This window comes from Burkholderia sp. AU31624, from assembly GCF_020420065.1.
Lineage (GTDB): Bacteria > Pseudomonadota > Gammaproteobacteria > Burkholderiales > Burkholderiaceae > Burkholderia.
The window spans coordinates 875,010-888,054 of the sequence record NZ_JAIZRT010000003.1; the positions used below are offsets into that span (position 1 = coordinate 875,010).

Here is a 13,045-nt window from a genome sequence, read left to right on the forward strand (position 1 = left end):
GGCGGCACACCGCCCGCCGAACGCTCAGACCACCGGGCCAGGTTCCTTTTCCTTGCGCAGGATCGCGTACAGGATGATCGCGCCGAACGTCGCGGTGCCGATCCCGCCGAGCCCGAAGCCGCCGATCTTCAGCGAGAAATCGCCGGCACCGAGCACCAGCGTGACGGCCGCGACGATCAGGTTGCGGTTGTCGGAGAAGTCGACCTTGTTGACGACCCAGATCCGCGCGCCCGTCACCGCGATCAGCCCGAACACGACGATCGACACGCCGCCGAGCACCGGGCCCGGAATCGTCTGGATCACCGCGCCGAACTTCGGCGAGAAGCCGAGCACGATCGCGATCACCGCGGCGACCGCGAACACGAGCGTCGAGTAGATCCGCGTGACGGCCATCACGCCGATGTTCTCCGCGTAGGTCGTCACGCCCGTGCCGCCGACGCTGCCCGACACGATCGTCGCGAGCCCGTCGCCGATGAATGCACGGCCCACGTAGCGATCGAGGCTCGCGCCCGTCATCGCGCTGACGGCCTTGATGTGGCCGAGGTTCTCGGCGACCAGGATCACCGCGATCGGCGCGAGCATCAGCATCGCGTGCGGATCGAACACCGGCGCGCGGAAGCTCGGCACCCCGAACCAGGCCGCCTGCCCGACGATCGAGAAATCGATCGGCTTGCCGAGCCCCATCCCGTTGGTCGCGACCGCGTAGATCGCGTAGGCGATCACCAGCCCGACGAGGATCAGCAGGCGCTGCACCATGCCGCGCGAGAACACCGCGACGCCGCCGACGCACAGCACGGTGACGAGCGCCATCACCGATTCGAAGGTCGATGCGGACACGCCCTTGACCGCGATCGGCGCGAGGTTCAGCCCGATCACCGCGACCACCGCGCCGGTCACGACGGGCGGCATCAGCGTCTCGATCCAGCGCGTGCCGATCGCCTGCACCAGCAGGCCGAGCGCGACGTACACGACGCCGCACGCGACGATCCCGCCGAGCGCGACCGGGATGTTCGGGTTCGGGCCGCTGCCGCCGTAGCCGGTCACCGCGATCACGAGGCCGATGAACGCGAAGCTCGAGCCGAGGTAGCTCGGCACGCGGCCGCCGACCAGCACGAAGAACAGCAGCGTGCCGACGCCCGACATGAAGATGCACAGGTTCGGGTCGAAGCCCATCAGCAGCGGCGCGAGCACGGTCGAGCCGAACATCGCGACGACGTGCTGCACGCCCATCGCGACCATCTGCGGCCACGCGAGGCGCTCGTCGGGGCCGACCACGCGCGAGGCCGCGCCGGTCGATTGCACCCGCCAGCGCGGGAAGTAGGAATCGGACATGGGGAAAAGGGCTCCTGTCGGTCGCCGGCTGCGGAGGATGCGCCGGTCTGGAATCTGGCGCGAGTTTACGGAGCGGAAATGGGGCTGGCAAGCAGGCCGACAACGGGGCGGAAAAGCGGGCCGCCGAGCGGCGCCGGCGAGCACGTTGCGCGGCTTGCCGCGTGTGCGAAACGGGGCACGATGGCGCGCCTCGATGAAGCGCCTGCCTGCGCGGGAACCAGCGCGGGCGGCGATCGGTGCCGGCCGCGACGCAAGCGGGCGCTCACATCGCGGCCGGCGCGGCTGACATCAGGGGTTGATGTACTGGAACAGCGACAGGTTCTGCAACTGCGCGTACGCCTTCTGCGAGCCCGTCAGCGCGTTCTGCACCTGCAGGAACTGGCTGATCGTCGTCACCATGTTGGTGCTCGTCAGGTCGGACAGGTTGCTGGTGACCTGCAGCGACGCGGTCTGGTTGACGGCCTGCATCGCCTTGACTTCCTGCTCGCGGCCACCGACCGATGCCTGGATCGTCGTGACGTTGCGCATCGTGTTGCCCAGCTTGGTCGAGCCGGTCATCAGCGCGTTCTTCAGCGCCGCGCCCGCCACCGCGTTGCCCGTCACGGGCGTCTTCAGCGCCGCGATCATCGCGTCGAGCGTCGAGAACACGTCCGAGCCGCCGCTCGCCTGAGGCGCCGGCGCAACGGCAAACGTGTCGCCGGCGGCCGGCGTGCCCGACACCGCCACCGTCATTCCGCCGCCGAGCGAGATCGCCGAGCCCGACGAATAGGCCTGCGCCGGCGTGGTGGTGGGCGGGGTGACCGAGTTGTCGGTCACGGTGTAGGTCGGCGCGGCGGCCGTGCCGCCAAATTTGATCGAGAACTGATGGCCGTTCGTCGCGATCGACGGGTTCGTCACCGTGACCGCGCCGATCGTGCCGGTGCCCGTGTTGCCCGCGCCGGCCGACGGCACCGGCGAGCTGCCGATCGCCGGCACCGACATGAAGACGGCCGCGCCCGTGTCGCCCTGCGACACGGTGCTCGAATCGGCGATCTGCACCTGGCGCGTACCGGTGTCGCCGACATAGACGACGCTGCCGCTCGCCGTCGTCGAAAACGGCGCCGCCGAATTTTTCGTGCCGGCGAACAGGTAGTTGCCCGCGCCGTCGTTGGTGTTCGCGAGCGTCATCAACTGGTCGCGGTAACCCTGCAGCTGCGTGGCGAGCGCCGAGCGGTCGCTGTCGGACATCGAACCGTCGCCGGCGCGCACGAGCAGCGACTGCGTGTTCGTCAGCACGGTGCTCACGTTCTGCAGCGTCTGGTCCTCGGCCTGCAGCGACGCGAGCGCCGCGCTCTGGTTGGTCGCGTACTGCGACAGCGTCGCCGACGTCATCGACAGCTGCACGGCCTGCGCCGCGCCGGCAGGATTGTCCGCCGCGGTCTGCAGGCTCACACCGCTCGAGATCTGCTGATACAGCTGCGCAAGCTGGGCCTGCTGATCGTTCATTTGTGAAACGTTCAGCTGGAAGAACTGGGCGCTGGAAATCCGCATCGCTTCTATCCCTCGAATCCGGTCAATTGAACAGGCCGAGCACGGTCTGGAACAGCGTCGCCGCCGTCTGGATCACCTTCGCGTTCGCCTGGTAGAACTGTTGGTACTGCATCAGGTTGGCCGCTTCCTCGTTCGTGCTCACGCCCGACACCGACTGCTGCGCCTGGGTGATCTGGCCGATCAGCCCGGTCTGCGCGGCGCTCGACGATTTCAGCTGGGTCGTCGTGTTGCCGATGCCGTTCACGTAGCTCGCATACGCGCCCGTGAGCGTCGTCGTGCCGTTGCCGAACGCCTTCGCGTTGACCAGCTTCGACAGCGCGAGCGCGTTGGAGCCGTCGCTGGTGCCGCCCGCATACGGCCCGATCGTGAACGAGTCGCCGGTCGCCGGGGCGCCGGACAGCGTGACGCTCACGCCGTTGAGCGCGCCCGCGGCCGTTCCCGACATCGTCATCGTCGCGCCGGCCGCCGGGTCGTACGGGACGGTGTCCGTCGGGTTGTTGATCGTGACCGACGTCGGCGGCGTGGTGCCGATCGTCACCGTGGTGCCGACCGGGAAACCCGTCAGCGTCTTCGCCGTCGCGTCATAGGTCAGCTTGGTCGTCGGCACTTGATAGCCCGCGGTGACGCCGCCCAGCGTGATCTTGCCCGTGCCGGTGTTGGTGCTCGCCGCCGACGTGACCGCCGGCGAGGCTGCCGCGATCGCCAACGCGCTCGTCATGGCGAGGCTGAAGCCGTTCAGCGCGCCGCGCGTCGGCAGCACGGTGAACTTGTCACCGGCACTCATCGAGCCCGACGGGATCGAGAAATTCAGGCCGCCGAGCGAAACCGGCATCGGCCCCGCCTTCTGGTCGACCACCGCGCCGCTCGCGCGGTCGGTCAGCGTGTAGTTCGCGCCGTCGAAGGACAACGTGTAGTCGCTCGTCGTCGGCTGCGACGCGTTCGCGAACGACACGGACAGCGACGCGTTGCCGGTATTGCCCTGGTTCGCGTACACGGTCGGCGACGGCGTCGCGAACAGGTTACCGCCCTTGTTGCCCGACAGGTCGATGCCGAGCGCGTTCTGCGCGTTGACCTGCGCGGCGAAGCTGGTCGCGATCGCGCCGAGCTGGGCCTGGGCGGGGTCGAGCGTCTGGCTGCGGAACGCAAGCAGGCCGCCGAGCGTGCCGCCCGACAGCGACGAATCGGGCAACGGCTGGTTCGGCCCCTGCGGCTTCGCGCCGGCGATCCCCTGCGACACGACGGTCAGTTCGCTCGGATCCGACGGCGACGTGACGGCCGCCAGCTGGTAGCTCTTGTCGGCGACGACGAGCGGTTGGCCACCCGACATGAACACGCTGTAACCGCTGTCGTTGCGCACGACCTGGATACCGGCGAGGCCCGACAGGTTCGACACCGCGAGGTCGCGCTGATCCAGCAGCTGGTTCGGCGGCTGCCCCTGGCTGCTCGCAGCCGCGATCTGCTGGTTCAGCTGCGCGATCTGCGCGGTGTACGTGTTGATCTGCGACACGGTGCTGGTGAGCTGCGTGTTCACGCTCTGGCGCAGCGCGTCGTACTGCTGGCCGGCCGCGTTGAGCTGGTTGGCCAGCGTCTGCGCGTTGCTGATCGCGGTCTGCCGCACCGACGGGTCGGACGCGTTGTTCGCGACGTTCTGCAGCCCGGTGAAGTAGTTCGTGATCCCGGTCGAGACCCCCGCCGTCGGGCTGCCGATGTAGTTGTTCAGCTGCGCGACGAGCGTGTACCACGTCGACAGCGCGCCGCCCTGCGTCTGCGCGGTGTTCAGCTGGTCGCTCAGGTACTGGCTGTACTGCCGCTGCACGGTGACGGTGTTCACGCCTTGCGGCATGTAACCGCTGCCCGAGTATTGGCTGCTCGCTTCCGCATACACGGGCCGCTGGACCGAATAGCCGGGCGTCGCCGCGTTGCTGATGTTGTTGCTGGTCGTCGTGAGGCCCCAGAGCGCGGCATTCAGGCCGCTGACGCCGAGGTTCATGAGTGTGTTGGACATGCGCGATCCTGATGAGCCGGCCGCGCGTCGCGGCCGCCGGGTTGCGTGACTCCCGGTATAACGGCCGCCGATCGAAAAAATTGAGGAAAAAATGCACGCGCGACGCGCACGTGCGCGTCGCCGGTACGGGCGTACGGCCGAGGGTGCCGCAAACGCCGTGCGGGCCGCCCCGGGCGGGGCCGGCCGCCGCCAGCGCGTCAGGCCCGCGCGAGCGAGCGGCGCTTCATCTCGAGCTGCGTGATCAGCCGCTGCAGCGTGTTTTCCGCGCTGCCCGGCAGCGACATGTAGCGGAAGCCGAGCTGGTAGCGCCGCGACCCGTTCGGCATCTGCGTCGAACGCTGCGACACGAGCTGCAGGTCGAGCGACAGCTTGCCGTGGCCGGTCAGCTCGAGCTCGACGTCGGGCAGCAGCGTGCCGACCTCGAGCGCCTCGACGCGCTCGTCGGCCGTGCGCAGCCCCACGCCGCCGAGCGACAGGTTATGCACCTCGAACAGGAAGCTTTCGCCGTCCGGCAGCTTGCCGCGGCACAGGAACGGATCGACGATCGGCGCATCGACGCGGAAATATTCGCGGCGCTGGATGCACATCAGCACGTCGGGGAAATCGGCGACGAACGCGGGCAGCCCCTCGTAGCGCGTCTCGCGCGGCGTGCCCGTGGAGAATTCGACGCGCACGCCTTCCGGCGCGGCCGCGAACGTGCAGTGCGACGCGCCGAGGATGCTGGCGTTCTGCTCCGCCAGCGCACCCCAGTCGAACGTAAACGTCCGCGCGCCGACATCCACCTCGAGCAGGCGCGTGACGAGCTGGCCGCCCGGGTACTGGACGGTCAGGAAATCGCCGCGATTGACGAGGTTGCGCAGCTGCACGCCGATTTCCAGCGGATTGCGGCGGGCATAGTCGGGCCCGGAGTGGCCTGCATCCAGGCTGGGGTCCGTCGACGTTTCGATATTCATGGCTAGCCGGTCATTCTTGTCATGGGCGCCCGGGCAACCGGTGCGCAATAAAACCGGGCCAGAACGGGGGCCCGGTCGCAGGTCTCTCACACTTAGCGGCAGTGCTGACCGAAAGTTTAGATCGAATTGGGGATTTTTTTCGCGCAAACGTTGAAACCGCGCGCGGCGGGCTGCCGGGCGCGGTCCAGAGGGTGCAACAGGCGGGCGCCGACGGGGGCCGTCAGCCGATCTGCTGCATGATCGAGATCAGCTTTTTCGCGTAGTTCGGGTCGGTCGCGTAGCCGGCCTTCTGCATCCCGTGCGCGAAGCCTTCGACGCTGCGGCTCGCGCTCAGCACGCCCGAGTAGCGCGGGTTGTTCTTCAGCAGGTTCGCGTAATCGGTCATCGCGTGCTCGTACGAATCGTACGCGCGGAATTTCGCGACCACGCGGCGCGGCGTGCCGTTCACGTATTCCGTGGTCAGCGCCGACACCGTGCGCCCGGTCCAGCCCTTGGTCGCCTTGATGCCGAACACGTTGTAGCTCGTCGAGCCGTCGGTCGCGCGGATCTCGCGCTTGCCCCAGCCCGATTCGAGCGCGGCCTGGCCGACGATGAAGCGCGCCGGGATGCCGGTCGACGCGCTGGCCGCCTGCGCGGGGCCCGCGAGCCGGTCGACGAACGCGTCGGCGTCCTGCACGCCGCTCGCGCCCTTCAGCGGCGGCGTCAGCGCGCTGCCGGCCGAATAGCCGCGCGTGCCGGCGAGCCCGCCGTTGTTGGCCGAGTTCGCGTAGGCCTTCGCCATCGCGTTCATCGCGGCGAGGCCGCCTTCGTTGCCGGACGCGCCGAAGCCGTCCGCGCCCAGCCCGGCCGCGCCGACGCCGGCTGCCGTGTCGCTGCCCGCGCCCTGCCCCGCATTGCGCAGCAGCTGCTTCATCAGCGCGTCGGCCACGCCGATCCCGCGCGTCGACATCTGCTGCGCGAGCTGCTGGTCGAGCATCGACGTGTACATCTTCGACGTATGCGAATCGAACAGCCCGCCGTCGGGCGACGCGTCGCGCATGCTCTTGAGCATCATCTGCGTGAACATCGCGTCGAACTGGCCGGCGACCGCCTTCGCACCGGCCCGCGGCGATTGCCTGGCCTGCTCGCGCAGGGCGTCGAAACCCTGCACGTCGAGCGCAAAGCGCTGCGTGAGGTCGTTCGCGTTCGGGAGACTGGCTGCCATTTAGATGATCTCCAGGTCGGCGCGCAGCGCGCCGGCGGCCTTCATCGCCTGCAGGATCGACATCAGGTCCGCGGGCGTCGCGCCGAGCGTGTTCAGCGCCTTCACGACGTCGGCGAGATTCGCGCCGGCCGTCACCATTTTCAGCGCGCCGTTGTCCTGCTTCAGCTGGATCTGCGACTGCTGCGCCACCACCGTCTGACCGTTCGAGAACGGCCCCGGCTGCGACACGACCGGCTGCGTGTTGACGACGACCGACAGGTTGCCGTGCGCGACCGCGCAGCTCTGCAGCGTGACCATCTGGTTCATCACGATCGAGCCGGTGCGCGCGTTCAGGATCACCTTCGCCGCGGCCTTGTCCGGGCTGACGTCGAGGTTCTGCAGCCGCGCCATGAACGCGACCTGCTGCGCCGAATCGGCCGGCGCGGCGAGCTGGATCGTGCGCCCGTCGAGCGCCGTCGCGGTGCCCGGGCCGAAGCTCGAGTTGACCGCGGACACGATTCGCTGCGCGGTGCCGTAGTCCATGTCGTTCAGTTGCAGCTGCAGCACGCCGTTCATCTGCGCAATCGCGTTCGGCACCGAACGCTCGACGATCGCGCCGCCGACGATCCGGCCGGCCGCGAGCTGGTTCACCTGCACGCGGCTGCCGTTCGCGCTGGCGCCGGCGCCGCCGACCGCCATGTTGCCCTGCGCGAGCGCGTAGACCTGGCCGTCCGCGCCTTTCAGCGGCGTCAGCAGCAGCGTGCCGCCGCGCAGGCTCTTCGCGTTGCCGAGCGACGACACGGTGACGTCGAGCGCCTCGCCCGGCCGCGCGAACGGCGGCAGCGTGGCGGTCACCATCACGGCCGCGACGTTCTTCAACTGCATGTTGCTCAGCTGCGACGCGCCGCCGTTGGCCGACCCGTTGTTGATCGAGATGCCGAGGTTCGCGAGCATGTTCGCGAGCGTCTGCGTGGTGAACGGCGTCTGCATCGTCTGGTCGCCCGTGCCGTCGAGGCCGACGACGAGGCCATAGCCGATCAGCGGGTTGTCGCGCACGCCCTGGATCTGCGCGAGATCCTTCAGGCGTTCCGCGTGCGCGGGCGCCGCGCCGAAACCACACGCCGCGGCCACGGCCACGAACGCGACGGCGAGCCGCGCGGCGGCGTGCACGCGGGCAGACAGGCGGTCGAGAAGCGTCTTCTGCATCGTCATCACCACGGCGCGATGTTGAGGAAGAAGCGCTGCAGCCAGCCCATCGTCTCGGCTTCGTTGATGTAGCCCTTCGCCGAGTATTCGATCTTCGCGTCGGCGACCTGCGTCGAGTAGACGGAGTTCGCGCCCGAGATCGTGTTCGGGTTGACGACCCCCGAGAAGCGCACGAATTCGTTGCCCTGGTTGATCAGCATCTGCTTCTCGCCGCTGACCACGAGGTTGCCGTTCGGCAGCACGTTGGTGACGGTCACCGTGATCGTGCCGTTGAACGTGTTCGCCGCGCTGGCGCCGCCGGTCGCCGCGAACTTGTTGTTGCCGGCCGCCGACAGGTTCGCCTTCGCGAACAGCCCGCCGAGGAAGCCGGCCGTCGGCACGTTGAAGTCGGTGTTGCCCTGCCGGTTCGTGTTCGCGCCCGACGACTTGGTCGCGTTGATGTTCTCCGCGATCATGATCGTCAGGATGTCGCCGACGTTGCGCGGACGCTGATCCTCGAAGAGCGGCCGCCCCGCGTAGCCGGGGTTGTAGATCGAGCCGGGCGCCTGCATCGACATCGGCGTCGGCGGCTGCGCCGTCATCGGCTGCTGGATGATCGGATCGCGCGGAATTTGCGCGCAACCGGCGGCGAACGCCGCCACCGCGACCGCGCATGCGGCGCGGACGGTGGCTGACGGGAGGAGGCGAACCTGCTTCATGGCGACGGCGGGTGTTCCGGTTAGCTCTTCATCTGCGTGACGGTCTGCAGCATCTGGTCGGACGTCGTCACGGCCTTGCTGTTGATCTCGTAGGCACGCTGCGTCTGGATCATGTTGACGAGCTCCTGTACGACGTTCACGTTCGACGCTTCGACGTAGTTCTGGTTGAGCGTGCCCGCGCCGTTCAGCCCCGGTTGCGACACGTTCGGCGCGCCCGACGACGTCGTCTCGGAGAACAGGTTCTCGCCGCGCGCCTCGAGGCCGGCGGGGTTGATGAAGGTCGCGACCTGCAGCGAGCCGATCTGCACCGAATTGGTCGAGCCCGCCTGCGTGACCGTCACGACGCCGTCCTTGCCGATGGTCAGCGACGTCGCGTTCTGCGGGATCGTGATCGCCGGCAGGACCTGGTAGCCGCTCGACGTGACGAGCTGGCCCTGCGCGTTGGTCTGGAACGCGCCGTCGCGCGTGTACGCGTTCGTGCCGTCCGGCATCAGCACCTGGAAGAAACCCGCGCCGTTGATCGCGACGTCCTTCGCGTTGCCGGTCTGCGTGAGGCCGCCCTGCGTGTACCGGCGCTCGGTCGCGACCTGCTGCACGCCGGTGCCGAGCTGCAGGCCCGACGGCAGTTCCGTCTGCTGCGTCGAGTTCGCACCCGGCTGGCGGATGGTCTGGTACAGCAGATCCTCGAACACCGCGCGCGACGCCTTGAAGCCGTTCGTGCTGGTGTTCGCGAGGTTGTTCGAAATCACGTCCATCTGCGCTTGCTGCGCATTCATGCCGGTGGCGGCGATGTAGAGCGAACGGTTCACTTGTCAGTTCTCCTGCGTAGGGTGGCGCGGGCGCTCAGCTGAAATTGAGCAGCTGGTTCGCCGTCTGCTCGTTCTGGTCGGCCGTCTGGATCAGCTTCGACTGCAGCTGGAACGCGCGCGCGTTGTCGATCATCGCGACCATCGCGGTCACCGGGTTCACATTGCTGCCTTCGAGCGAATTCGGCGTGACGACCACGTTCGGGTCGGCGTCGGCCGGATTGCCGTCGGCGGTGCGGAACAGCCCGTCGTTGCCGCGCGTGAGCGTGGCCGGGTCGGGATTCACGAGCTTCATCTGGTCGACGATCGCGACCGCCGTCGGCGGGTCGCCCGGCATCAGCGCGGAAATCGTGCCGTCCTTGCCGATCGTCACTTCCGCGTTCGGCGGCACCGAGATCGGGCCGCCGTTGCCGACCACCGGCAGGTTGCTCGCGTTGACGAGCTGGCCGTTCTCGTCGACGTGCAGGTTGCCGGCGCGCGTGTACGCCTCGCTGCCGTCGGCCGCCTGCACCGCCAGCCAGCCCGCGCCCTGCACGGCGACGTCGAGCGGGTTGCCGGTGCGCGTGATCGGACCCGGCGTGTAGTCGGCGCCGGGCGTCGACGCGAGCACGTAGGTGCGCGTCGTCGTCGGGTCGCTCGTGCTGCCGTCGCCGAAATTCATCGGCACCGCGCGATACGTCGCGAGCTGCGCGCGAAAGCCCGTCGTCGACGCGTTCGCGAGGTTGTTCGCGACCACCGCCTGCTGGTCGAGCGACTGCGACGCACCCGTCATCGCCGTGTAGATCAGTCGGTCCATGGCTGCCCGTTATCCGCGCTTACAGGTTGATGATCGTCTGGTCGACGGCCTGCTGCGTCTTGATCGTCTGCGCGTTCGCCTGGTAGTTGCGCTGCGCGGTGATCAGGTTGACGAGCTGCGACGTGAGGTCGACGTTCGAGTTTTCCAGCGCGCTGCCCTGCAGCTTGCCGTGGTTCGTGCTGCCCGGCGCCGAGATCTGCGGCACGCCCGACGCGGAGCTTTCCGCGTACTGGTTGCCGCCGAGGCTCACCAGCCCGTTCGGGTTGTTGAAGTTCGCGAGCGCGATCTGGCCGAGCACGGCGGTCTGGCCGTTCGAGTAGTTGCCGGTCAGCTTGCCGTCGGTGCCGATCGTGTAGGTCGTCAGCGTGCCGCTCGCGTAGCCGTCCTGCGCGAGGTTGTTCACCCCGTTCTTGCCGCCGTACTGCGTCGTGCCGGTCAGGTCGAGCGTGAGGCTCTGCGGCGTCGCCGAGCCGTCGGTGTTCGGCACCGTGAACTGGAACTGGCCGACCGACGTGGTCGGCGTGGGCGGCGTGCCCGTGGTCGTGCTCTTGATCGCGCCCGACGCGTCGAACGTGACCGTGCCGAGATCCGTCGTGGCGCCGCCCTGCACGCCCGCGTACGCTTCCCACGTGCCGGCCGCGGACTTCACGAAGTACATGTTGACCGCCTGCGAACCGCCGAGCGAGTCGTACACCTGGATCGACGTCGAGTAGTTGTAGGTCGTGTTGTCGGTCGCGCTGAACGGCGTCTTGGCCGGCACCGCGTCCTGCGAATTCAGGTTGAACTGCGCGCCGATCTTGGTCGTCGCGGTCGGCGCGATGTTGGTCGTCGGCGCCTGCAGCGGCACGGTCTGCGCGGTGTTGATCACGCCGCCCCCGTTGGCCGCATAGCCCATCAGGTTACGGCCTTGCGAGTCGACGATGAAGCCGTTCTTGTCGCGCTGGAACGTGCCGTCGCGCGAGTAGGTCGTCACGCCGTTGTTCGACATCTGGAAGAAGCCGTTGCCGTTGATCGCGACGTCGAGCGACGAGCTCGTCGTGTTGATCGTGCCCTGGCCGAAGTTCTGCTGCACCGCGTTCAGCGACGTGCCGATACCGATCTGCGTGTTGGTCGACGTCGCGACCGAGTTCGCATACATGTCGGCGAACTGCGCGGTGCTCGACTTGAAGCCGACCGTGTTCGCGTTCGCGATGTTGTTGCCGATCACGTCGAGCGCGTTCGATGCACCCGCGAGGCCGCTCAGACCCTGTTGATAACCCATTTCGGTCTCCGTTTCGAGATTGCTCGATCAGTATCAGTTGGAGGTGGTGCCGCTGCCCGATGGCGGCGACGCGGTGGTGTTCGGGAAAATCGACGCAACCTGGGTCAGCCCCACGGTCGTGCCGTTCGACAGCACGAGACCCGCCGTGCCGTCCGCCTGCTTGATCACACTCTGCACGGTCGACGCCGCGAGCGTCGTGGCCGGCTGCGGCGTGCCGTTGCTGTCGGTGTACGACGCGCTGACGGTGTACTTGCCGTCCGGCAGGGCGTTGCCCGCCGCGTCGGTCGGCGTCCAGTTGAACGGCACCGTGCCGGCCGACTGCGCGCCCGCGTTGATCGTGTTCACCACGGTGCCCGCCGCGTTCTTCACGGTGATCGTCAGGTTCGACACCGAATTCGCGAGCGACACGCCGAACGGCGACGCCGCGCCGCTCTTCACCGCGACCGCGTTGCCCGGCGCGAGCACGTTCGTGCCGATCAGCAGCGCGGCCTGCGTCTGCTGGCCGGCCGTGAGCTGCGAGGACAGCGACGTGAGCGACGTGTTCAGCTGCGCGATGCCGCTCACCGTGTTGATCTGCGCGAGCTGCGACGTCATCTGCGAGCTGTCGACCGGGCTGGTCGGATCCTGGTTCTGCAGCTGCGTGACGAGCAGCTTCAGGAACGTCGCCTGCAGGTCGCTCGCCGACGTGCCGTTGGTCGACACTTTGTTGGTGTTCATCGTGTCGGTCGGCAGGTTCGACACGTTGGTGCCGTTGCTGCCGATCGTCGTGCTGGAGGAAGTCATCCTGGGTGGCCTTCTGTCGGGTCGGTAAGGTCGGTCGGCGCGGCTTACGAGCCGATCGTCAGCGTCTTGAGCATCAGCGTCTTCGCGGTGTTCAGCGTCTCGACGTTGGCCTGGTACGAGCGCGAGGCCGAGATCATGTTCACCATCTCCTGCACCGGATCGACGTTCGGCATCTGCACGTAGCCGTTCGAATCGGCGGCCGGGTTCGACGGGTCGTAGGTCGACTTCATCGGCGACGGGTCGTCCATCACCTTCGTCACGCGCACGCCGCCCACGCCCTGGCCGGACGCGGTGCGCGCGCCGCCGATCGGGTCGGTCGCGAACACGACCTGCTTGGCCTTGTACGGCTTGCCGTCGGGGCCGGTCGCGCTGTCGGCGTTCGCGAGGTTCGACGCGGTGACGTTCAGGCGCTGCGACTGCGCGGACAGCGCCGAGCCGGCGACGCCGAAGATGTTCATCAACGAGGGCATGGAAGCTCCTTTTGCTCGGATT

The 13,045-nt window shown here is 68.1% G+C and carries 12 protein-coding genes; all 12 read right to left on the minus strand.

The features are described 5' to 3' along the window. Window positions 1-24: 24 nt before the first annotated feature. The 12 genes from LGM89_RS14340 to flgC all read right to left on the minus strand — a co-directional run bounded on the left by LGM89_RS14340 (window position 25) and on the right by flgC (window position 13,023). Complete coding sequence (locus LGM89_RS14340; RefSeq protein ID WP_226273278.1) at window positions 25-1,332, minus strand: solute carrier family 23 protein; 1,308 nt, start codon at window positions 1,330-1,332, stop codon at window positions 25-27. A 288-nt stretch (window positions 1,333-1,620) separates the two neighbouring features. Next, window positions 1,621-2,862, minus strand: a complete 1,242-nt coding sequence (gene flgL / locus LGM89_RS14345) for a flagellar hook-associated protein FlgL (RefSeq protein WP_089495790.1) — start codon at window positions 2,860-2,862, stop codon at window positions 1,621-1,623. A 22-nt stretch (window positions 2,863-2,884) separates the two neighbouring features. Then, window positions 2,885-4,867, minus strand: coding sequence for a flagellar hook-associated protein FlgK (gene flgK, locus LGM89_RS14350; RefSeq protein ID WP_226273279.1), 1,983 nt, complete (start codon window positions 4,865-4,867; stop codon window positions 2,885-2,887). A gap of 197 nt (window positions 4,868-5,064) precedes the next feature. After that, a complete protein-coding gene (locus LGM89_RS14355) occupies window positions 5,065-5,820 on the minus strand; it encodes a flagellar brake protein (RefSeq protein WP_089431814.1) in 756 nt (251 codons plus the stop codon). Window positions 5,821-6,040: 220 nt separating this feature from the next. Further along, window positions 6,041-7,024, minus strand: coding sequence for a flagellar assembly peptidoglycan hydrolase FlgJ (flgJ, locus tag LGM89_RS14360; RefSeq protein WP_226273280.1), 984 nt, complete (start codon window positions 7,022-7,024; stop codon window positions 6,041-6,043). Next, window positions 7,025-8,209 carry a flagellar basal body P-ring protein FlgI gene (locus tag LGM89_RS14365; RefSeq protein WP_089495903.1) on the minus strand — a complete coding sequence of 395 codons (1,185 nt, stop codon included), beginning with the start codon at window positions 8,207-8,209 and terminating at the stop codon, window positions 7,025-7,027. 5 nt (window positions 8,210-8,214) lie between these two features. After that, window positions 8,215-8,907 (minus strand): flagellar basal body L-ring protein FlgH, encoded by a 693-nt coding sequence (gene flgH, locus LGM89_RS14370; RefSeq protein ID WP_089495793.1) that lies wholly within the window; start codon window positions 8,905-8,907, stop codon window positions 8,215-8,217. Window positions 8,908-8,927: 20 nt separating this feature from the next. Then, window positions 8,928-9,716: a flagellar basal-body rod protein FlgG gene (flgG, locus tag LGM89_RS14375; RefSeq protein WP_069249069.1), complete on the minus strand. Its 789-nt coding sequence runs from the start codon at window positions 9,714-9,716 to the stop codon at window positions 8,928-8,930. 34 nt (window positions 9,717-9,750) lie between these two features. Next, the gene (gene flgF, locus LGM89_RS14380) at window positions 9,751-10,509 is read right to left on the minus strand and encodes a flagellar basal-body rod protein FlgF (RefSeq protein WP_089426515.1); all 759 of its coding nucleotides are present in this window, start codon (window positions 10,507-10,509) and stop codon (window positions 9,751-9,753) included. 19 nt (window positions 10,510-10,528) lie between these two features. Beyond that, window positions 10,529-11,770 carry a flagellar hook protein FlgE gene (flgE, locus tag LGM89_RS14385; protein ID WP_089495794.1) on the minus strand — a complete coding sequence of 414 codons (1,242 nt, stop codon included), beginning with the start codon at window positions 11,768-11,770 and terminating at the stop codon, window positions 10,529-10,531. A 33-nt stretch (window positions 11,771-11,803) separates the two neighbouring features. Further along, window positions 11,804-12,553 carry a flagellar hook assembly protein FlgD gene (locus tag LGM89_RS14390; protein ID WP_089495795.1) on the minus strand — a complete coding sequence of 250 codons (750 nt, stop codon included), beginning with the start codon at window positions 12,551-12,553 and terminating at the stop codon, window positions 11,804-11,806. A 44-nt stretch (window positions 12,554-12,597) separates the two neighbouring features. Continuing rightward, complete coding sequence (flgC, locus tag LGM89_RS14395) at window positions 12,598-13,023, minus strand: flagellar basal body rod protein FlgC (protein WP_011353470.1); 426 nt, start codon at window positions 13,021-13,023, stop codon at window positions 12,598-12,600. Window positions 13,024-13,045 lie beyond the last annotated feature (22 nt).

Coding starts and splice junctions, on each gene's coding strand:
- flgC (WP_011353470.1), bottom strand. CDS start 13,023: ATGCCCTCGTTGATGAACATCTTCGGCGTCGCCGGCTCGGCGCTGTCC.
- flgK (WP_226273279.1), bottom strand. CDS start 4,867: ATGTCCAACACACTCATGAACCTCGGCGTCAGCGGCCTGAATGCCGCG.
- flgF (WP_089426515.1), bottom strand. CDS start 10,509: ATGGACCGACTGATCTACACGGCGATGACGGGTGCGTCGCAGTCGCTC.
- LGM89_RS14355 (WP_089431814.1), bottom strand. CDS start 5,820: ATGAATATCGAAACGTCGACGGACCCCAGCCTGGATGCAGGCCACTCC.
- flgL (WP_089495790.1), bottom strand. CDS start 2,862: ATGCGGATTTCCAGCGCCCAGTTCTTCCAGCTGAACGTTTCACAAATG.
- LGM89_RS14340 (WP_226273278.1), bottom strand. CDS start 1,332: ATGTCCGATTCCTACTTCCCGCGCTGGCGGGTGCAATCGACCGGCGCG.
- flgJ (WP_226273280.1), bottom strand. CDS start 7,024: ATGGCAGCCAGTCTCCCGAACGCGAACGACCTCACGCAGCGCTTTGCG.
- LGM89_RS14365 (WP_089495903.1), bottom strand. CDS start 8,209: ATGCAGAAGACGCTTCTCGACCGCCTGTCTGCCCGCGTGCACGCCGCC.
- flgE (WP_089495794.1), bottom strand. CDS start 11,770: ATGGGTTATCAACAGGGTCTGAGCGGCCTCGCGGGTGCATCGAACGCG.
- flgH (WP_089495793.1), bottom strand. CDS start 8,907: ATGAAGCAGGTTCGCCTCCTCCCGTCAGCCACCGTCCGCGCCGCATGC.
- LGM89_RS14390 (WP_089495795.1), bottom strand. CDS start 12,553: ATGACTTCCTCCAGCACGACGATCGGCAGCAACGGCACCAACGTGTCG.